This window comes from Streptomyces sp. SAS_281, from assembly GCF_052542855.1.
Window position 1 is genome coordinate 41098 of the sequence record NZ_JBMNDO010000020.1, and the last position, 19571, is coordinate 60668.

Sequence of the window (19571 nt, forward strand, 5' to 3'; positions counted from 1 at the left end):
CCGGTTCCCGCCCGTTCGCGCGCGCGGTCACCCGAACGGGTGGCCGACGCGGTGTTTTCGGGCGGCCCCCGCATGAAGTGGGCGTGCCGCAACCGTTGACAGCTCTCGCGGGAACTGGCTTCATGAGCAACGCCCTTGGGAGCGCTCCCACACCCCGGGGGTCACGCACGCACCCCGCACACACCCGGCACCCCCACCGACGTGACGAAGGGAAAGTCCGTTGCGCTCGCTCACCCTCCCCGCCCTGCGAAGGCGGGCCCGAAGACCAGGCCCCCTCGGAGCCGTCGCCCTGGCACTCACCGTCGGCGCGGGCCTCCTGCTCCCGCTGTCCCTGCCGGCCGGCGCGGCGGCCGCTCCCGCCTTCGACTACGGCGAGGCGCTGCAGAAGTCGGTCCTCTTCTACGAGGCCCAGCAGTCCGGCAGGCTGCCCGACACCAACCGCGTCTCCTGGCGCGGCGACTCCGCGCTGGACGACGGCAAGGACGCCGGCCTGGACCTGACGGGCGGCTGGTACGACGCCGGGGACCATGTGAAGTTCGGCCTCCCCATGGCCTACTCGGCGACCATGCTCGCCTGGGGCGGTACGGAGCAGAGGGCGGCGTACCAGGCGTCGGGCCAGCTGCCGTACCTGCGGAACAACCTGCGCTTCGTGGACGACTACCTCCTGAAGGCCCACCCCTCGCCCAATGTGCTGTACGGGCAGGTCGGCAACGGCGGCGACGACCACAAGTGGTGGGGCCCCGCCGAGGTGATGCCGATGAAGCGCCCGGCGTACAAGATCGACGCCTCCTGTCCCGGAAGCGACCTGGCCGGTCAGACGGCCGCGGCCCTGGCCTCCTCCTCGATGGTGTTCTCCGACAGCGACCCGGCGTACGCGGCGAAGCTGCTCACCCACGCGAAGCAGCTGTACACCTTCGCCGACACCTACCGGGGCAAGTACAGCGACTGCATCACCGACGCGAAGAACTACTACAACTCCTGGAGCGGCTACAACGACGAGCTCGTCTGGGGAGCCATCTGGCTGTACAAGGCGACCGGCGACACCGCGTACCTCGCCAAGGCCGAGTCGTACTACGACAACCTCTCCACCGAGCCGCAGACCAGCACCCGGTCCTACCGCTGGACGCTCTCCTGGGACGACACCTCCTACGGCGCCTATGTGCTGCTCGCCCAGCTGACGGGCAAGCAGAAGTACGTCGACGACGCGAACCGCTGGCTGGACTGGTGGACGGTCGGCGTCAACGGGCAGCGGGTGCCCTACTCACCGGGCGGCCAGGCCGTGCTGGACAGCTGGGGCTCGCTCAGGTACGCCGCCAACACCGCCTTCGCCGCGCTGAGTTATTCCGACTGGCTGACCGGCGACGCCACCCGCAAGACCCGGTACCACGACTTCGCGGTCCGCCAGATCAACTACGCCCTCGGGGACAACCCGCGCGGATCGAGTTACGTGGTCGGCTTCGGCGAGAACCCGCCGACCAAGCCGCACCACCGCACGGCCCACGGTTCGTGGACCGACCAGATGAACAACCCGGTGGAGACCCGGCACACGTTGTACGGGGCACTGGTGGGCGGTCCGAGCGCCGCCAACGACTCGTACACCGACGACCGCTCGAACTACGTCAACAACGAGGTCGCCACCGACTACAACGCAGCGTTCACCGGGGCGCTGGCCCGGCTCTACGCGGAGTACGGTGGAGCCCCGCTCGCGGACTTCCCGCAGCCGGAGGAGCCGGACGGACCCGAGATGTCCGTCCAGGCGTCGGTGAACGCGACCGGCGCCAACTTCACCGAGATCAAGGCGTACCTGGTCAACCGGTCCGCGTGGCCCGCCCGCGCCCTCACCGACGCCTCGGTGCGCTACTACTTCACGCTGGAGCCGGGCGTCGCACCCGGCGACATCAGCTTCACCACCAACTACAACCAGTGCGGCGAGGTGACGGGCCCCACGCATCTGGCCGGCGACGTCTACTACGCCACGGTGGACTGCTCGGGTACGGACATCGCGCCGGCCGGCCAGTCCGCGTACCGCAAGGAGGTGCAGTTCCGGATCAGCTCGGCCGGCGCCTGGGACCCGTCGAACGACTGGTCCTACCCGTCCACGGCGACGACCCCGGGCGGCACGCCCGTCGACGCCCCGCACATGGTGCTCCTGGAGGGCTCGGCGCCCCAGTGGGGGAGCGCGCCCGACGGCACGGATCCCGGGCCGAACCCCGAACCGACGGACACGCCCGACCCCACGACGACCCCCGACCCCTCCCCGACGCCCGACCCGACGGACACGCCCGATCCGACGGACACGCCCGACCCCGAGCCGGGGGCCTGTGACGTCAGTTACCGGGTCAGTCAGGCGTGGGGCACGGGTTTCACCGCCGATGTGACGGTGAAGAACACCGGGTCGACGCCGCTGGACGGCTGGCAGCTGGTCTTCGACTTCCAGGGCGCCGAGAGCGTCAGCAACGCGTGGAACGCGACCGCCACGCAGAGCGGCACCCGGGTCACGGTCAAGAACGCCGGCCACAACGGCTCGGTCCCGGCGGGCGGCAGCGCCTCGTTCGGGTTCCAGGCGAATGGCGCACCGGCCGCGGACCCGGCCTCCTTCACGCTCAACGGGAAGGAGTGCGGCTGAGACCGCTCAGCGGTGACAGCTCCAGTGCCCCTTCACCCAGTGGGTGGCCCAGTGACCGGGGACGTGGACCTTGGTCCAGTGGCCCTTGACCCACTGGGTGTGGTGGGTCCAATGGCCGGGCTTCCAGTGCCCGTGTCGGTCGTAGTGTCCGGGATGCCAGACCTTGTGGTCGGCGTAGTGCCCCTTGTGCCACTGCTTCGCCCAGTGGCCCTTGACCCACTGCTTCTGCCAGTGGCCCGGCTGCCAGGTGCAATGGCCGTGGTGGTGGGTCGCGGCGGATACGGCGGCCGGTGCGGGGGCCGGCGCGGCCTGCGCCGTCCCGGCGGCCCCCAGGGCGGTGCCGCCGGCGAGCAGACCGGTCGCGGCGGCGCCGGCCAGCAGGCGGCGGACTCGGGTGGAAGCGGTCATCGGACGCACCTTCCTCGTGGTCGGAACGGATCCCCGAGCCCAGTGAAGGGAAAGGCTGAGAAAATATAAATATAGCCCGAATGGGGGAATGCGGCCGTTCCGTCCCCGGGGTGTCCTCGCCGCCCGTCAGCCCTCGGGCGGCGTCCGCAGAGCCGCGTACGTCCCCGACACCGCCGCCAGCAGCATGACGCAGCCCGTGAAGACCAGCCCGGCGTCGCGCAGCCCGACCGCGGTCGCCAGCGCGCCCACCCCCACCACCGGCAGGGAGATCCCCGTGTAGGCGACGACGAAGAACGCCGAGATCGTGCCGCCCCGGTGGTCCGCGGGGGCCGCCTCGCTCACGAGCGTCAGCGCGGCCCGGAAGGCGAGCCCCTGCCCGATGCCCCCGCAGACGGCCCCCAGGACGAGCAGCACCAGTGACTTCGCCAGCAACGAGGAGGCGACGAGCAGCAGTCCGGCGATCAGCACGGCGCAGCCCAGCGGCAGCGCGCGCCGCGCCCCGACGCGCGGGGCCAGCCACTGCCCGACCGTCGAGGCGCAGAACACCGAGAACACCACCGCGCCCGTCTCCGCCAGGTTGTGCACGTCCAGCGTCTCGGCCGCGAAACTGGGCGCGACCGCCGTGAACAGGCCGAGCAGCGCGAAACCGGCGAAGGCGGCCAGCGAGGCCGGCACGAACACGCCCTTCACCTCGGCGGGCACCCCGACGCCCTGCGGTTCGAGCCGGGGCCACCGCCGCGGCTCGGCCACCGTCTCCGCCAGCCGCCATGTGATGAGGCAGGCCACGGCGACCAGCCCCAGGTGCACCCAGAACGGCAGCGACAACGGCCAGGGCGTGTACTCGGCCAGCACCCCGGAGAGCAGCGGTCCGCAGCCCAGACCGCCCATGTTCGCGGCCGTCGCGGCGAATCCGGCGCGCGCCTTCTGCCCCGGGCCCGCGAGCTCGATGACGGCCGCCGTCGCCGCACCGCTCAGCAGCCCCGCCGCGCCGCCGGACAGCACCCGGCCGGCGAAGAGCAGAGGCAGCCCGCTCTCCAGCAGGAAGCACCCCGCACTCGCGGCGGACAGTGCCATGCCAGCCAGCAGCACCGGCTTGCGGCCCACCTTGTCCGAGTAGTTGCCCGCCACCAGGAGCACGGAGATGACCGCGACCGCGTACACGGCGAAGACGACGGTCACCATCAGCTCGGAGAAGCCGATCTCCTTCTGGTAGAGCCCGTACAGCGGGGTCGGCAGCGTGGTGCCGGCCATGCCGATGGCGAAGACCACCGCCGCCGCCGGATAGCCCGCCCGGCGCCCGCCCGTCCGTCCCGTATCCTCACGCACGATCACGCACGTCACTCTATGCAGCGGGCGGCCCTCGGTCAGGGCGACGGGCTGCCCGCCGCCGGCCCGAAAGAGAGCCACCATGAGGATCGCCGACGCACAGGTCGTCGTCACCAGCCCCGGCCGCAACTTCGTGACGCTGAAACTGACGACCGACGAAGGTCTCACCGGTCTCGGCGACGCCACGCTCAACGGCCGGGAGCTCGCCGTCGTCAGCTACCTCACCGACCATGTGGTGCCCCTGCTCACGGGTCTGGACCCGCACCGGATCGAGGACACCTGGCAGTACCTCTACCGAGGCGCGTACTGGCGGCGCGGCCCCGTCACGATGGCCGCGATCGCCGCCGTCGACGTCGCTCTGTGGGACATCAAGGCGAAGGCGGCCGGGCTGCCGCTCTACCAGCTGCTCGGCGGCGCCTCGCGCGACCGCCTCGCCACCTACGGCCACGCCAACGGCCGCGACATCCCCGAACTCCTCGACTCCGTGCGTCAGCGGCTGGCCGAGGGCTACCCCGCCGTCCGCATCCAGACGGGCATCCCCGGTCTCAAAGCCGTCTACGGGGTGCACGCCACCGACGAGCACGGCACGCCCGTCGTGCACCAGCAGGCGCGCCCTCTGGTCGAGGACTGGGACACGGACGCCTACCTGCGGCACACCCCGGCGGTGTTCGAAGCGGTACGGGCGGAGTTCGGTGCCGGGATACCGCTCCTCCACGACGCCCACCACCGCCTCACGCCCATGCAGGCGGCCAGGCTGGGCAAGGACCTGGAACCGTACCGCCCGTTCTGGCTGGAGGACTGCACCCCCGCCGAGAACCAGGAGGCCCTGCGGCTCGTACGCCGGCACACGACGACGCCCCTCGCGCTCGGCGAGGTCTTCAACACGGTGTACGACTACCAGACGCTGATCACCGAGCAGCTGATCGACTACGTGCGCAGCGCGGTCACCCACTTCGGCGGGGTCACCCCGCTGCGCAAGCTCTTCGACTTCGCGGCCCAGTACCAGATCAAGAGCGCGATCCACGGGCCCGAGGACATCTCCCCGGTCGGGATGGCCGCCGCCGTCCACCTCGGCTTCGCCGTCCACAACTTCGGTATCCAGGAGTACTCGGGCCACAACGCCCTCACCGAGGAGGTGTTCCGGCACGCCTACACCTTCACCGACGGCTTCCTGCACCCCGGGGAGACCCCGGGAATCGGTGTGGAACTGGACGAGGAGCTCGCGGCGGCCCACCCGTACGAGCAGACCTATCTGCCCGTCAACCGGCTCCGGGACGGGACCGTCCACGACTGGTGATCGCGGGGCCCGGGAGCGACCGGGCCCCTTCCGGGCTCACGGGAACGCCGGCTGGAGGCCCGCGTACACGCCGTGCCGGCGCAGCAGCTCCTCGTGCGTCCCGGTCTCCGCGATCCGGCCGCCCTCCATGACCACGATGCGGTCGGCGCCCTGGATGGTGGAGAGGCGGTGGGCGACGACGAAGACGGTCCTGCCGTGCACGAGCCGGGACAGCGCCTCCTGGACCAGCGCCTCGGAGCGGTTGTCCAGCGCCGAGGTGGCCTCGTCGAGCACCAGGACCCGTGGATCGCGGATCAGCGCCCGGGCGATCGCGAGCCGCTGCTTCTGGCCGCCCGAGAGCCGGGCGCCGCGCTCACCGACCACGGTGTCCAGGCCCTGGGGCAGGCGGCGGACGAACTCCATGGCGTTGGCGTCCTCCAGAGCGCTCAGCAGCGTGGCCTCGTCGGTGCGCCCGAGCCCGTACGTGACGTTGTCGCGGATGCTGCCCTCGAAGAGGATCGACTCCTGCGGCACGACCGAGAGGAACCGCCGGTAGCTGCGCAGATCGAGCCCGGCCATGTCGGTGCCGTCCAGCAGGATGCGTCCCGCGGTGGGCCGGATGAACCCGATGAGCAGGTTGAGAACCGTCGACTTGCCCGCTCCCGACGCGCCGACCAGGGCGATCGTCTCGCCGGGCCGCGCGGAGAGCGTGAACCCGTCGACAGCGGGCCGCTCGTCCTCGTACGCGAAGGAGACGGCCTCGAAGTCGATGCGCCCGGTGACCTGTTCCACCTGCGCCTTGCCCGCGTTGTGCTCCAGGTCGGGCGCCTGGAGGACCTCGCCCGCCGAACGGACCGATTCGAGGCCCTTGGTGAGGATGGGCGCGAGGCCGAGCAGCGTGGTCACCGAGCCGGTCAGGACGGTGAAGAAGGCGCTCAGCATGACGACGTCACCGGCGGTGACGGCCAGCCAGCCGTGGTACGCCACCAGAGCCGACCCGGTCAGACAGAGCACGCCGAGCGTGTTGAGCAGGACCCAGGCCAGCGAGCCGAAACGGCCGTTGAGCATGTCCAGGCGCAGACCGGCGGCGAACACCTGCCGCAAGGAGCCGTCCACGCGCCCCAGCGCGGTCCGCTCCAGGCCGTGGGCGCGGGTGATGGGGATGAGGGTGGTCATCTCACCGACCCGGGACGACAGCTGTTCCACCTCGCGCCGGAAGGACTCGTTGTGGCTGCGCAGCCTGCCCCTCAGCTTCATCACGAGGAACCCGGCGGCGGGGACGACGACCAGGAAGACGGGGAGGAACGAGGGGACCCGGATGCCGATGACGACGAGCCCGCCGACCAGCGTCACGACGGCCCCGAGCCCCATGTCGGCGCTCTGCTGCACCATCTGCTCGACGGCTTCGACGTCACGGACCACCTTGGCCTGGAGCACGCTGGAGCTGACCCGCGCGTGGTAGCCGACGGACAGTTGCTGCATCCGGCGGCAGAGCGCGGAGCGCAGGGTGATGCCCATGCGGCGGATGCTGCCGCCGAGGCACCGTACGTACCACTGGTGGAGCGGGTAGTTGAGAACGAGGATGAACAGCAGGAGGCCGGTGGCCTTCCAGAGCTCGGACTCCGGGCCGTGCTGGACCACCACGTCCAGCACGGTGGCGGTGATCAGGGGCAGCAGCCATATGGGGCTGTGCTTCACGGTGAAGAGGACGACGGCGAGCGCCAGCCGACCCCGGTCCGGGCGGAGGAGGAGCGCGAGGGTGCGGACCGGGTGTTCGCCGCGGTAGCGGTGGTCCAGATGGTCGAAGGGTGCCAGGGATTCGGCGGAGGGTGGGGATACCGCTTTCTGCATGGCACCATCCCAACCCGCGACCGATCCCCGGGGCAACTGCGTTCCACGTACGGGACAGGTCGTCCCCTCAGCGGTACGGGGACGGTCAGCGCACGGGGAGTTCGCCGGGCCGCCGCTCGGGTACCGGTTCCTTGTGGCGGGGGCGCCCCACCGTGGCGATCGCGCTGGTGACGAGGCCGGCCAGCAGACCCCAGAAAGCTGAGCCGATGCCCAGCAGCGTCACGCCGGAAGCGGTGGCAAGGAAGGTGACGACGGCCGCCTCGCGCGACGCCTTGTCGGCGAGTGCGGTGGTCAGTGAGGACTCGATCGTGGCGAGGAGCCCGATCCCGGCGATCGCCATGACGAGTTCGTGCGGCATGGCGGTCAGCAACGAGGCGACGGTCGCACCGAGGAGCCCCACGCACAGGTAGAAGAACCCGGCCCACACCGCCGCCAGATAGCGCTTGTCGCGGTCCGGGTGCGCCTCGTCGCCCGTGCAGATGGCGGCCGTGATGGCGGCGAGGTTGATCCCGAACGCCCCGAACGGCGCCAGCACGGCGTTGGCCGCGCCGGTCCAGGTCATCAGCGGGGACACCGGCACGTCGTAACCGGAACCGCGCAGCACGGCGACGCCTGGCAGGTTCTGCGAGGCCATGGTGACGACGAACAGCGGCGCGCCGACGCTGACGAGCACCTTCCAGTCGAACTCGGGCGCGGTGAAGACCGGGGTGGCCAGGGACAGCTGGACCTCGCCGGTCCGCCAGCCCCCGGTGAACACGGTGGCCACCACCCCCGCGGTCAGCGCCAGCAGCACCGCGTAACGCGGCAGCAGACGGCGGCCCAGCAGGTAGATCACGAACATCGGGAACGCGACCGCGAAGCTGTGGTGCATGGTGCTGAACAGGTCCATGCCGAACCTCAGCAGCACCCCGGCGAGCAGTGCGGCGGCGAGCGGCACGGGGATGCGGTTCATGACCCGGGCGAACCAGCCCGTGGCGCCGCTCACCACGATGAGCAGCGCCGAGAAGACGAACGCGCCGACGGCCTGCGCCATGGACACCCCGCTCAGACCGGTGGTCAGCAGGGCCGCGCCGGGCGTCGACCAGGCGGTCACCACCGGTGCCCGGTGGCGCAGCGACAGACCGGCACAGGTGCAGGCGAGTCCGACGCCGAGCGCCAGCATCCAGGACGAGATCTCGCGCGCGTCCGCCCCCGCCGCCTTCGCGGCGGTGAACACCAGCGCGGCGGAGCTGGTGACCCCCACCATCACGGCGATCAGCCCGGCCGCCACGGCGGAGGGTGGTGAGGCCGAACGTATGCGGGTCAACGCGGGCATGAGTGAGCCACTTCCGGGATGCTGCCGGGCGTTCCGTATACGGAACGTTCTGTTTGTGGAACACTAGAGAGGCGGGCCGGTGCCCGTCAACCAGGTGGGCGAGCGGGCGGCAGGCGATGGGGCTGAACGAGGAAGTGGGGCGCAGGCTGCGGGCCCTGCGGCACGGCATGGACGTGTCGCTCTCGGAGCTGTCGCGGCGCTCCGGGGTCGGCAAGGGCACACTCTCGGAGCTGGAGAGCGGCCGGCGCAACCCCACGCTGGAGACCCTGTACGCCCTCACCACCGCCCTCGGCCGCCCCCTCAGCGCGGTACTGAGCGACCCGTCGCCGGACGGGGCGGGCGTCTCCGGCAGCGCGGTCACCGCCGTGCTGATCGAGCGGTACGAGGACGGGGAGGCGGTCACCGACGTGTTCCGGGTGACCATCCGCGCCGCTGCGGTCCAGGAGTCGGAGGCCCATGTGCCGGGCACGTCCGAGAGCCTGATGGTCCTCGCCGGAACCGCCGTCGTCGGCCGGCCCGATGACCTCCGCGCGGTCGGGCCCGGGGCCTCCGCCCGGTGGCGGGCCGACGTGCCCCATGTCTACAGCGCGCCCGACGGCGACGTGCAGGGAATCCTCTTCGTGCGCTGCCCGGTCAGCCCGCGCCGAGGAGATTGACCAGACGGATGTAGCGGACCCAGTCCCAGTGCGGACCCGGGTCGGTGTGGTCGGTGCCCGGGACCTCGACGTGACCGAGGATGTGGGCCCGGTCCTTGGGAATGCCGTAGCGGTCGCAGATATTCGCCGTGAGCAGGGCCGACAGATCGTACATGGAGTCGGTGAAGTACGCGGGCCGGTCCACCCACCCCTCGTGCTCGATGCCGATGCTGCGGGTGTTGTAGTCCCAGTTCCCCGCGTGCCAGGCGACGTCCTTCTCCCGCACCATCTGGTTGACGTACCCGTCGCCCGAGCGCACCACATAATGCGCGGAGACCTGCTTCGCCGGGTTCTGGAAGATGGACACCGTCTCGGAGAACGTCTCCTGGGTGACATGGATGATGACGTACTGCACGGGGTACGCCGAAGGGCGCGAAGAGGCCGTGTAGTTGGATGCCGAAGCGGGAACCCAGTGCGCCGCCGGGTAATCCGTGGCACCCGTCGTCGCGGCGGTGGCGCGGACCGAGGCGGGCAGCAGCGCTCCCGCCGCCGCGATCGCGGCGCCCTGAAGGATTCTTCTGCGTTCCATGCGAACTCCTGTGGGGTGAGAGGGGGCAGGGATACGGAAGGCGGGGGCCGAGTGCGGGCCCCACCGTACGGGCGCCGCGCATGTCGCGGAAGACGGCAGGCGCCCCAAATCCTGTCCATGCAAGGGGTGTTCAGGCGCAGTCGACGCGTCGTCAGGCGCCCTGCGCCTCCGCCCAGGCGGCCGCCGGATCGTCGTCGGACGGACCCGCCGGGAACCACTGACCGTTCTCCTTCCGGTACGGATACCAGCGCCCGTCCGGTCCGTAGCGGAGCTGGAGGCCACCGTCCGCCGACGTCCAGCGGTTGCGCTCGGCCCGCAGCCGGGGCGCCTCGTCCTCCTCCCACGCCTCGGCCAGCCGGGTCCTGGCCCGGGCCAACGCCTCGCCGTCCAGGGGCCGGTCCTCGTCGAGCACGGCGAGCGCGGTCGCCCCACCGTACCGCCAGGCCGCGACCGCGGCGGGGAGCCCGGCGCGCGTCTTTCCCGCGCCGCCCGCCAGCCGGTGGACGATCCACGGTTCCGGGCGCGCCTCGGCGGCCAGCCTGACCGCGTCCTGGCGCACCGTCAGCCCCTCGGACACCGGGCGCCCTTCGTGGCCCGGCGCCAGCGCGTCGGCGAGCATCCGGTGCGCCCGGGCCGCCGCGTCCCGCGCCAGCATCTCCAGCGCCGTCGGGTCCACCCCCGCCGCGGGGTCCGTCTCCGTGTCCAGTGAGGGGGCGGGGCCCGGCTCGTCCGGGAGCGCCGGAGGAGCCGGGAGCGTGGGCAGGATGGAGCCGGCGGCGTACGCCTGCTCCGCCGGTACGCCGATCGGACGCCCTTCCGGCGCCGGCTCCCCGGTCCCGGCCGTGACGTCCGGCGCCCCGGCCGCCACCGCGATCCGCTCCTGGAGCCCGTCCAGCAGCATCCGTTCGCCGCGCCCCCGCATCAGCAGCAGCACGAACGGGTCCTGGTCCAGGAGCCGCGCCACCTGATAGCAGAGGGCGGCGGTGTGCGAGCAGTGGTCCCATGCCTCGCACGTGCACCGCGGTTCCAGGTCCCCGATCCCGGGGAGGAGATCCACGCCGGCCGCCGCTGCGTCCTCGACCAGGTGCGGCGGCATCTCGCGGTCGAGCAGCGCCGCGATGTGCCCTGTCCGCTCGGTCGCCATGTCCAGGAAACGGTCCCACTTCTCCTCGTCCAGCTCCTGGAGCAGGACATCGCTGCGGTAGGTGCTCCCGTCCCGCTCACGCACCACGGCCGTGATCCGGCCGGGGCGCACGGACACGGCGCCGACCCCGCCCTCCCGGGCCACGCGCCGCCCGGCCTTCAGCTGCCGGAGTTCCAGAGCGCTGTCCTCCAGCGTCTTGAGCCACGCCTTTCCCCACCAGGAAGCGGCGAAACCGCGTCCGGGTGCCGGGGGCAGGGCGGCGAACGTGCGCTCCTGCGCTGCCGCCCCGTCCTCCCGTTCGTCGCCGCCGTCGGCGAACTCCTCGGCCTCGTATCCGTCCCTCATCGCGTCCCCCCTCGAAGCTCCACCAGGTCGGCCAGTTCAGCGTCGCTGAGTTCGGTGAGGGCACTCTCGCCGGAGCCCAGCACCGCGTCGGCCAGCCCCTGCTTGCGGGCGAGCATGTCCGCGATCCGGTCCTCGATCGTCCCCTCGGCGATCAGCCGGTGGACCTGCACCGGCTGCGTCTGCCCGATCCGGTACGCGCGATCGGTGGCCTGCGCCTCGACCGCCGGGTTCCACCAGCGGTCGAAGTGCACCACATGAGCGGCCCGGGTCAGGTTGAGCCCCGTGCCCGCGGCCTTCAGGGACAGCAGGAACACCGGTGCCTCGCCCGCCTGGAACCGGTTCACCATCTCCTCCCGCGCGGCGACCGGTGTTCCTCCGTGCAGGAACTGCGTGCCGATGCCGCGCGCCGCCAGATGCCGTTCGAGCAGCCGGGCCATGCCGACGTACTGCGTGAAGACCAGCACCCCGGCGCCCTCCGCCACCATGGTGTCCAGGAGTTCGTCGAGCAGTTCCAGCTTCCCCGAGCGGCCGGAGATGCGCGGTTCGTCCTCCTTGAGGTACTGCGCCGGGTGGTTGCAGATCTGCTTGAGCGAGGTCAGCAGCTTCACCACGAGGCCGCGCCGGGCCATGCCGTCGGCCTCCGCGATTGCCGCCAGCGTCTCCCGCACCACCGCCTCGTACAGCCCCGCCTGTTCGGGCGTCAGCGACACCGCCCGGTCCGTCTCCGTCTTCGGCGGCAGCTCCGGCGCGATGCCGGGGTCCGACTTGCGCCGGCGCAGCAGGAACGGCCGGACCAGCGTGCCCAGCCGCTCGGCCGCCGCCGGGTCCCCGCCCTCCACCGCCCGCGCGTACCGGGTGCGGAACGTGCCGAGCCGCCCCAGCAGCCCCGGTGTCGTCCAGTCGAGGATCGCCCACAGCTCGGAGAGGTTGTTCTCCACCGGGGTGCCTGTCAGTGCCACCCGCGCCCCGGCGCCGATGGTGCGCAGCGCGCGGGCCGTCGCCGAGTACGGGTTCTTCACGTGCTGCGCCTCGTCCGCCACGACCATGCCCCACCGCGCCGCGGCGAGCTTCGCCGCGTCCAGCCGCATCGTCCCGTACGTGGTGAGCACGAACCCGTCAGGTGCCAGGTCGTCCAGGGTGCGGGACGCGCCGTGGAAGCGGCGGACCGGGGTGCCCGGAGCGAACTTCTCGATCTCGCGCTGCCAGTTGCCCATGAGTGAGGTCGGGCAGACCACGAGCGTGGGTCCGGCGCCTCCATCCAGGGTCCGACGGTGCAGGTGCAGCGCGATCAGGGTGATCGTCTTGCCGAGCCCCATGTCGTCGGCGAGGCAGCCGCCGAGCCCGAGCGAGGTCATGGTGTGCAGCCAGTTCAGACCCCGGAGCTGATAGTCCCGCAGGGTCGCGGTGAGCGCGGCCGGCTGACCGACCGCCGGCTCCCCGTCGCCGCCCGGCCGCGCAGGGTCGGCGACACGCTCGCGCAGTCGCTCCAGCCAGCCGGTGGCCCGGACCTCGACCCGTCGGCCGTCCACCTCGGCGGAACCGGTCAGCGCAGCGCCCAGCGCGTCGATCGGGGAGACCTTCCGGTCCTGCGTCTCCCGGGCCCGCCGCGCCTCGTCGGGGTCGATGAGCACCCACTGGTCGCGCAGCCGCACCAGCGGCCGGCCCGCCTCGGCGAGCCGGTCCAGCTCCTCGCGGCTGAGCTGCTGGTCACCGAGCGCGAACCACCAGTTGAAGGTGAGCAGGGCATCGGACGACAGCAGCGGGGCGGCGTCCGACGCCGTCCGCGCGAGCCCCCGGGGCGCGCCGCCGTCCGCCTCATCGCCGTCCGGTCCGATCACCGCGCGCGCCGTGAGCTTGCGGGCGGTCAGCTCCCGGGGCCAGTGCACCTGGACGCCCGTCGCGGCGAGCGCCCGCGCGGCGGGTCCGAGGAGTTCGGCGATCTCCTCGTCGGCCGGTTCCACCGCGTCCGGCACGGCCGCCGACAGCAGGGGAGTGAGCGTCGGCCAGGCCCGGGCGGCCCGGCGCAGCATCAGCAGGGTGTCCATCCGGGCGCGCTGCCCGAACGCCTCCGCGGCCGGGCCGCCGCCCGCCCACACCTCGGCGGCGTCGGCGACCACGGCAGGGTCGCTGACACTGTGGATCTGCGGCACCACACGGAACGAAGGCCCGGTACCCGGTCCGTCGCCCCGGTCGAGCCCCGTCACCTCCACACGCAGCGACAGCCGGACCCCCGCGTCGTGGCCCGCGGCGACATCGGCGGCCCAGGCGCGGAGGCCGGGCAGACGCTGCGGCTCCCACGCGGTGAACGCCGGGCCGCCTGCGGCGAGCGGCGCGGCGGCGGTCCGGGGCAGTGAGTCGGCGACCGCGTCGAGGAACGCCCGTACCAGGCTTTCCGGTTCGGGCAGGAGCAGCGGCCGGGCCGCCGCGTCGACGGGCACGGCGTGCGCGGTGGGCGGCATGGAGGCGGCCAGGGTACGGACGCGCATCAGGTCGTCGGGGGCCAGCGGCCCGGACCGCCAGCTGTCGTGGTCCGTCGCGCTCAGCCCCGGAAGGAGCAGGCCCCGGGCGGCGAACTGCAGGGCGAGCAGCCCCGCCGCGCCCCAGAACGCCACGGCCGCGGAGGCGTGCGCCGCCGCCCGCGCACGCGTGAGCACGGGCAGTCCGTCGGCGACGGACGCGAGGCGCGCCGGCACCTCGTACGGCAGGGCGTCGGGGCCCGCGACCGTCAGCGTGCCGGGCTCGCCGGGGCCTTCGGGCGGGCTGCCGCCATCGGGGCGCCAGAAGGCGAGACGGCCGGTGCGGGAGGGATCCGAGGGCAGGAAGACCACGGAACAGCCGGCGAGTTCGGAGATTTCGGGGAGGGAAGCGGAGGAGGGGCTGTGCACAGCGATGTCAGATTCCTCAAATTTGACTAGCCGACCGAGGTCGCCGAGGGTACCCCCAACATGCGCGCCTCGGGGCCACCGCTCCGTGTGAGGTGCACCACGCGGTGGTACGGGCGCGCGTTCCCGGTGCAGTCGGCCCCCCACCCCGCGCTGGTGCTGGCACCACCATGCCTCGGGTGGTGGCGCCATGGCTCCAAGTACTCCGTGAACCGTACGTTTCTGGGGTCGGAGCGGACTCGAGACCGGAGACACCATGCCCCAGGCCATTCCTGCCGCAGCGGAACGAACGCGTGACGGCGCCCGAAGCCCAGGAAGCGACTTCGCGCCGCTGCTGCGAGACGCCAAGGCGCAAGGGCTCCTCGAACGGCGCATCGGCTGGTACGCCGCCGGTATCACCGTCAACCTGCTCGCCCTGGCGGCCGTGGTCACCGGCATCGTCCTCCTGGGCAACACCTGGTGGGTGCTGCCGCTCGCCCTCCCCCTGGCGCTCCTCTGGACCCGTACCGCGTTCGTGGGACACGACGCGGGGCACGCCCAGATATCCACCAGCCGCAGGGTGAGCCGTGTGATCGCCCTCTTCCACGGCAACCTGCTGCTCGGCATGAACGAGGCGTGGTGGAACGACAAGCACGTACGGCACCACGCCAATCCCAACCACATCGACAAGGACCCCGACGTCGGTGTCGGCGCCCTCGTGTGGACCCAGAAGCAGGCCGCGCAGCGTGAGGGTTTCGCCCGCTGGCTCACCCGCAACCAGGCCCGCCTCTTCTTCCCGATGCTGCTCCTCGAAGGCATCGCGCTCAAGGTCTCCGGGTTCCAGTACCTGAAGCATCAGCCCCTGCGCGAGCGAACCCTGTCCGCTTTCCTGCTCACCGCGCACCTCGGCCTCTACGCGGCCCTGCTCCTCACCGTCATGTCCCCGGGAAAGGCTGTCGTCTTCGCGCTGGTGCATCATGCGCTGTTCGGACTCCACCTCGGCATGGCCTTCGCCCCGAACCACAAGGGCATGGAGATGCCCGATCCCGACGGTGACCGCTGGGACCACCTGCGGCGCCAGGTGCTCACGTCGCGCAACGTGCGCGGAGCGGTCCTCACCGACTGGTTCCTCGGCGGCCTCAACTACCAGATCGAGCACCACCTCTTCCCGAGCATGCCCCGGCCGCACCTGCGCCTGGTCCAGCCCCTGGTCAAGGCCCACTGCGAGGTCATCGGTCTGCCGTACACGGAGACCGGACTCGTCGAGTCCTACCGGCAGGCGCTCACCCATATGCACGAGGTCGGTGCGCCGCTGCGGTGACCGGGCGCTCCGGGCGAGAGGGAGCGGGAACCAGGAACCGATGAGGGCGCGCGGACGTTCTCACCATCAGAGGCGGCCACGGGCCGCGGAGGAGGTACGGACGATGTCGAACAGTGCCAAGGTCGCCATCGGGGGAGTCGTCGTCGCGGTCGTCCTGATGCCGTTCATCGGGTTCTGGCTGTCCCTGCTCGTGCTCGTCGGCGTTCCCACGCTCGCGTATCTCGCCCTGGACCCCGGTCAGCGCCGACGGCTCCGTAGGATCACCCGCAAGGAGATCGGCCGCTGAGGGCCGACCGCTGAGAGGGGTATCCGCCGTGAGTGGCACCGTGATCGCCGTCAGCAGGAACGAGACCTACAGCTTCACCAAGCCCAACCGCGACAGCGTCACCCTGCTCGCCGGCCTCGGCGTGGAGGGCGACGTGCACGCGGGGGTCACGGTCAAGCACCGTTCCCGGGTGGCCCAGGACCCGACGCAGCCGAATCTGCGCCAGGTCCACCTCATCCAGGAGGAGCTGTTCGACGAGGTCCGTGCGCTGGGCTTCGAGGTGGCGCCCGGTGACATCGGGGAGAACGTCACGACCCGGGGGATCGATCTGCTGGCCCTGCCCGTCGGGACCCTGCTGCATCTCGGTGACGAGGCGGTCGTCGAGGTGACCGGGCTGCGCAATCCGTGCATGCAGATCGACAACTTCCGGGGCGGCCTCCTCAAGCAGGTCGTCGGCCGTGACGAGGCGGGCAACATCGTCCGCAAGGCCGGCATCATGAGCGTCGTCAAGGTCGGCGGCGTGGTCAGGCCCGGAGACCCGGTGGAGGTCGTGCTTCCCGCCGAGCCGCACCGGCCGCTCGATCGCGTCTGATCCCGCCCGGTCCGGTCTGATTCCGCCGGCGGTCGTTCCGCCGGCGGTCAGGACGGGCGTACGGCGATGGCGTCCAGGCCCGTGAGGAGACCGGGCAGTTCGGGCCCTCGCCTGACCGGCAGGATCTCGCCCGGGGCCTCGTCCAGGAGCAGGAAGGCCAGGTCGTCGGTCCTGGCCACCATGGACCAGCCGGGGCCGTCGGCCCGGATCATCCGGGCGTCCCCGGGCGCGAACGAGGACCGGACGCGACCCGGCGGCGGCGGATCGTCCAGATAGCCGCGCGCCTCGGCCAGGGCCCGCCGGACGCCGGGATGACCCCCGGGGGCCGCCGGCCGCGGTGCGTCGTCCGGGGCGATGCCGGCCTCCTCCGCTTCGGTGCCGGGGTCCGTGGTCCCTCCAGCGGCCTCCGCGTCGTTCCCCTCCGCGGCTGCCCCGGCCTCCCCGCTCTCCGGGACGGAGCCCGTCGCGTCGTCCAGTTGTTCGCGCCATGCGGCCCACTGGGAGGCGATGCCGTCCGCGCCCAGGCGGCGCTGGGCCGGCCCCCACACATCGGTGTCGGGAGGGGAGAGGGGGGCCGGATCCTCCCCGTCCGCCTCCGGCTCGGGGTCCGGGTCGTGCGGGGCCGGCACCCCGGGCGCGGCGACGGCCACGGCGAGCGGCCAGCCGGGAAGCGCGCGGACCACCGAGCCGTCGTCCGGCGACAGGTCGTACTCCATGCCGCAGTCCCACGACGCGATCGCCACCGCCACCAGGGACACGTCGTCCACGACGACGGTCCACCGGGCGCCGTCGGAGTCCTGGCCCAGGACCAGCCCGTACCCCTCGGCGTACGGCTCCAGGGCCAGCGCCGCGCACGCCGCCGGATAGTCGTCGCCGAGCACGCTCGGGAACTGCGCGGGCGTCAGCAGGACCGCGGTCAGCACATACAGCGCGTCGTCGTCGGCGACTGCGTCGTCCGTCCCGGTCACTGCGTTCTCCTCGTCCGTCATGGTTTCCGTCGGCGCACCCTAACCAGTGGGTAACCCCGCCGTCGAGGCCCTGACGAGGACGGATGTCCCATGGGAGCGTCCCCTCCGCGCCGCCCGGATCAGGCGTCGGACAGGCCGAGCAGTTCCCGTGCCACCACCTGCGGCGATTCGTTCCGTTCGCGGGCCAGTGCGATCACCGCCCGGCAGGCCAGCTCGCTGACGCCGAAGGAGAGCTGCTCCGGCGACACCCAGCCGCTCGCCTCGTCCATCCGTTCCTCGTCGTCCTCGGCCGACGCCGCGACGAACACGGCCGCCGCATCGAAGAGGTTGTGCTGCCTGCGCCCGGCCGCCGCGGGGACCACCGCAGGGCGGCCGGCCCTGCGGCCCGTGGTCACGGCTCTGCGCAGAACGCCGAATATCGCGGTCATGGGGACCCCGCCTTCCGTCAGTGCGTCAACACGTCGACGCGCGTGCGTCGCGCTACTCACCGTCTTGCCCCCGGACGTAGGCTGGGACACTCGACCTGGACAAGGGGGACGGTGCGGTGAAGCGCTACGACCGGCTGAAGGAGATCCAACGCCTCGATCCGGAGCGGGACTTCCTGGAGATCTACCGGATCACCGTCAGCTACGAGTTCCCCTGGGACATCACCCGCGCCCTCGAACTCGCCCTCTACCGCACCTATGCCGTCCCCAGCATCGGCCGCCTCCTCGCCGACACGGCCGAACTGACGGTTCGTTCACAGAAGCGGTACGACGACACCGCGCTGCTCCTGGACACCGTCGTCGAGCACGGCTTCGACAGCGATCCGGGGCGCACCGCCCTCCGTCGCATCAACCGGATGCACGCCGCCTACGACATCAGCAACGACGACATGCGCTATGTCCTGTGCACCTTCGTCGTCACCCCGAAGCGGTGGCTCGACGCCTACGGCTGGCGCCGGCTGTGCGACCACGAGCTGCGCGCGTTCGCCGCGTACTACAGGACGCTCGGCGCACGCATGGGGATCAGGGATCTGCCGCAGACGTACGAGGACTTCGAGCGCACCCTCGACACCTACGAGGACGCCCACTTCGGCTGGGACGAGGCCGCGCGCTCGGTCTCCGACGCCACGCTGGACCTGATGGCCTCCTGGTACCCTCGCCCCCTCGCGCCACTGGTACGCGGCGCCAGTCTCGCGCTCCTGGACGACGCGCTGCTGCGCGCCTTCCGCTACGCGCGTCCGGCACCAGCGGCCCGGAGCCTCACCCGGGGCGCGCTGCGACTGCGCGCACGCGCCGTACGCCTGCTGCCGCCGCGCACCACGCCGCATTACGCGCGCCAGAATCCGGAGATCAAGGGCTATCCCGGGGGATACGAGGTGGCGGCCCTGGGAACGTTTCCCACCCCCGGCGTGCGCGGCTGCCCGGTCCGTGATCCCGCTCGGCCGGAGGCGGCCGCGGAGTGACCGCGGGCACCGGCCCTACGCGCGCGGTTCGGCGCGACGGAGCTGGGCCAGCTCCTCGTTCATCGCCTCCAGGAAGCGGATCACGACCTGCAGCTCATCTTCGGCGAACTGCCTGCGCGCCGCGTCCGTGCCCGCTGCCAACGGCTTGAAGAAGGCCCGGGCCACATGTTTCGCGGCGGCCGCGTAATGCACGTGCACCACGCGCCGGTCGCTGCTGTCCCGTACCCGCCGGATGTGTCCCGCGCGTTCCAGCCGGTCCAGGCAGGCGGTCACCGCCCCCGAGGTGAGATCCAGCTGTGCACGAAGCCGCCCCGGCGTCATGGCGCGGTCGCCCCCGCCGCGGTCCGCGTCGAGGATGGCGACGAGGGCCTGCACGTCCGTCGGGTGCAGACCCTGGGCCTGGGCGAATTCATGTGCGATGCGGTTGAACTCGCCGTTCATACGGCGCAGCAGCACGGCGAACGACTGGAGGCCGGTGGGCCCGTCGTCCACGTCTCTGTCCGGGGTCTCGTCTGCGGTGCGCATACCTCTACAGTAATATCTCTCAATCATTGAGATAATGAATGACCGAGAGACTCCGGGTCATGTGTGTCATGTGCCGA

At 71.9% G+C, this 19571-nt stretch carries 17 protein-coding genes; 7 read left to right on the forward strand and 10 right to left on the reverse strand.

Translation table 11 applies throughout. From position 1 onward, the window contains the following. The first annotated feature begins 220 nt into the window (after positions 1–220). Positions 221–2626 (forward strand): glycoside hydrolase family 9 protein, encoded by a 2406-nt coding sequence (locus ACN6LM_RS10350; protein ID WP_445065018.1) that lies wholly within the window; start codon positions 221–223, stop codon positions 2624–2626. 6 nt (positions 2627–2632) lie between these two features. Here ACN6LM_RS10350 and ACN6LM_RS10355 read toward each other — a convergent pair whose 3' ends face one another. Continuing rightward, positions 2633–3034, reverse strand: a complete 402-nt coding sequence (locus ACN6LM_RS10355) for a hypothetical protein (protein ID WP_445065019.1) — start codon at positions 3032–3034, stop codon at positions 2633–2635. Positions 3035–3160: 126 nt separating this feature from the next. Further along, a complete protein-coding gene (locus ACN6LM_RS10360; RefSeq protein ID WP_445065057.1) occupies positions 3161–4363 on the reverse strand; it encodes an MFS transporter in 1203 nt (400 codons plus the stop codon). Positions 4364–4442: 79 nt separating this feature from the next. On the opposite strand from ACN6LM_RS10360, the gene manD reads away from it, so the two are divergent. Further along, complete coding sequence (gene manD / locus ACN6LM_RS10365) at positions 4443–5657, forward strand: D-mannonate dehydratase ManD (protein WP_445065020.1); 1215 nt, start codon at positions 4443–4445, stop codon at positions 5655–5657. A gap of 36 nt (positions 5658–5693) precedes the next feature. On the opposite strand, the gene ACN6LM_RS10370 is transcribed toward manD, so the two are convergent. Both ACN6LM_RS10370 and ACN6LM_RS10375 read right to left on the reverse strand, forming a co-directional pair. Further along, positions 5694–7487 (reverse strand): ABC transporter ATP-binding protein, encoded by a 1794-nt coding sequence (locus ACN6LM_RS10370; protein WP_445065021.1) that lies wholly within the window; start codon positions 7485–7487, stop codon positions 5694–5696. Positions 7488–7572: 85 nt separating this feature from the next. Next, positions 7573–8802: a benzoate/H(+) symporter BenE family transporter gene (locus ACN6LM_RS10375; protein ID WP_445065022.1), complete on the reverse strand. Its 1230-nt coding sequence runs from the start codon at positions 8800–8802 to the stop codon at positions 7573–7575. A gap of 116 nt (positions 8803–8918) precedes the next feature. On the opposite strand from ACN6LM_RS10375, the gene ACN6LM_RS10380 reads away from it, so the two are divergent. Then, complete coding sequence (locus ACN6LM_RS10380; RefSeq protein ID WP_445065023.1) at positions 8919–9458, forward strand: helix-turn-helix domain-containing protein; 540 nt, start codon at positions 8919–8921, stop codon at positions 9456–9458. Here ACN6LM_RS10380 and ACN6LM_RS10385 read toward each other — a convergent pair. The 3 genes from ACN6LM_RS10385 to ACN6LM_RS10395 form a co-directional block, all read right to left on the reverse strand. Continuing rightward, complete coding sequence (locus tag ACN6LM_RS10385) at positions 9436–10026, reverse strand: N-acetylmuramoyl-L-alanine amidase (protein WP_445065024.1); 591 nt, start codon at positions 10024–10026, stop codon at positions 9436–9438. The two genes, ACN6LM_RS10380 and ACN6LM_RS10385, sit on opposite strands and share 23 nt — an antisense overlap. Positions 10027–10177: 151 nt before the next feature. Continuing rightward, positions 10178–11515 (reverse strand): SWIM zinc finger family protein, encoded by a 1338-nt coding sequence (locus ACN6LM_RS10390; RefSeq protein WP_445065025.1) that lies wholly within the window; start codon positions 11513–11515, stop codon positions 10178–10180. Further along, entirely contained in the window at positions 11512–14400 is a 2889-nt protein-coding gene (locus ACN6LM_RS10395) for a DEAD/DEAH box helicase (RefSeq protein ID WP_445065026.1), read from the reverse strand. The genes ACN6LM_RS10390 and ACN6LM_RS10395 overlap by 4 nt, the downstream gene beginning before the upstream one ends. Positions 14401–14653: 253 nt before the next feature. On the opposite strand from ACN6LM_RS10395, the gene ACN6LM_RS10400 reads away from it, so the two are divergent. From ACN6LM_RS10400 to ACN6LM_RS10410, 3 genes are all read left to right on the forward strand, one after another. After that, positions 14654–15697, forward strand: coding sequence for a fatty acid desaturase family protein (locus tag ACN6LM_RS10400; RefSeq protein WP_445065027.1), 1044 nt, complete (start codon positions 14654–14656; stop codon positions 15695–15697). A gap of 103 nt (positions 15698–15800) precedes the next feature. Then, the gene (locus ACN6LM_RS10405; protein WP_073967032.1) at positions 15801–15983 is read left to right on the forward strand and encodes a hypothetical protein; all 183 of its coding nucleotides are present in this window, start codon (positions 15801–15803) and stop codon (positions 15981–15983) included. Positions 15984–16011: 28 nt separating this feature from the next. Further along, complete coding sequence (locus ACN6LM_RS10410; RefSeq protein ID WP_445065028.1) at positions 16012–16554, forward strand: MOSC domain-containing protein; 543 nt, start codon at positions 16012–16014, stop codon at positions 16552–16554. A gap of 47 nt (positions 16555–16601) precedes the next feature. On the opposite strand, the gene ACN6LM_RS10415 is transcribed toward ACN6LM_RS10410, so the two are convergent. Both ACN6LM_RS10415 and ACN6LM_RS10420 read right to left on the reverse strand, forming a co-directional pair. After that, a complete protein-coding gene (locus ACN6LM_RS10415; RefSeq protein WP_445065029.1) occupies positions 16602–17543 on the reverse strand; it encodes a hypothetical protein in 942 nt (313 codons plus the stop codon). 98 nt (positions 17544–17641) lie between these two features. Continuing rightward, positions 17642–17950: a hypothetical protein gene (locus ACN6LM_RS10420; protein WP_445065030.1), complete on the reverse strand. Its 309-nt coding sequence runs from the start codon at positions 17948–17950 to the stop codon at positions 17642–17644. A 116-nt stretch (positions 17951–18066) separates the two neighbouring features. On the opposite strand from ACN6LM_RS10420, the gene ACN6LM_RS10425 reads away from it, so the two are divergent. After that, positions 18067–18969, forward strand: coding sequence for an oxygenase MpaB family protein (locus ACN6LM_RS10425; protein WP_445065031.1), 903 nt, complete (start codon positions 18067–18069; stop codon positions 18967–18969). A 15-nt stretch (positions 18970–18984) separates the two neighbouring features. Here ACN6LM_RS10425 and ACN6LM_RS10430 read toward each other — a convergent pair whose 3' ends face one another. Continuing rightward, on the reverse strand, positions 18985–19494 hold the full coding sequence (locus ACN6LM_RS10430; protein WP_445065032.1) for a MarR family transcriptional regulator: 510 nt from the start codon (positions 19492–19494) through the stop codon (positions 18985–18987). Positions 19495–19571 lie beyond the last annotated feature (77 nt).

Coding starts and splice junctions, on each gene's coding strand:
- ACN6LM_RS10355 (WP_445065019.1), bottom strand. CDS start 3,034: ATGACCGCTTCCACCCGAGTCCGCCGCCTGCTGGCCGGCGCCGCCGCG.
- manD (WP_445065020.1), top strand. CDS start 4,443: ATGAGGATCGCCGACGCACAGGTCGTCGTCACCAGCCCCGGCCGCAAC.
- ACN6LM_RS10370 (WP_445065021.1), bottom strand. CDS start 7,487: ATGCAGAAAGCGGTATCCCCACCCTCCGCCGAATCCCTGGCACCCTTC.
- ACN6LM_RS10375 (WP_445065022.1), bottom strand. CDS start 8,802: ATGCCCGCGTTGACCCGCATACGTTCGGCCTCACCACCCTCCGCCGTG.
- ACN6LM_RS10380 (WP_445065023.1), top strand. CDS start 8,919: ATGGGGCTGAACGAGGAAGTGGGGCGCAGGCTGCGGGCCCTGCGGCAC.
- ACN6LM_RS10385 (WP_445065024.1), bottom strand. CDS start 10,026: ATGGAACGCAGAAGAATCCTTCAGGGCGCCGCGATCGCGGCGGCGGGA.
- ACN6LM_RS10390 (WP_445065025.1), bottom strand. CDS start 11,515: ATGAGGGACGGATACGAGGCCGAGGAGTTCGCCGACGGCGGCGACGAA.
- ACN6LM_RS10400 (WP_445065027.1), top strand. CDS start 14,654: ATGCCCCAGGCCATTCCTGCCGCAGCGGAACGAACGCGTGACGGCGCC.
- ACN6LM_RS10405 (WP_073967032.1), top strand. CDS start 15,801: ATGTCGAACAGTGCCAAGGTCGCCATCGGGGGAGTCGTCGTCGCGGTC.
- ACN6LM_RS10415 (WP_445065029.1), bottom strand. CDS start 17,543: ATGACGGACGAGGAGAACGCAGTGACCGGGACGGACGACGCAGTCGCC.
- ACN6LM_RS10420 (WP_445065030.1), bottom strand. CDS start 17,950: ATGACCGCGATATTCGGCGTTCTGCGCAGAGCCGTGACCACGGGCCGC.
- ACN6LM_RS10430 (WP_445065032.1), bottom strand. CDS start 19,494: ATGCGCACCGCAGACGAGACCCCGGACAGAGACGTGGACGACGGGCCC.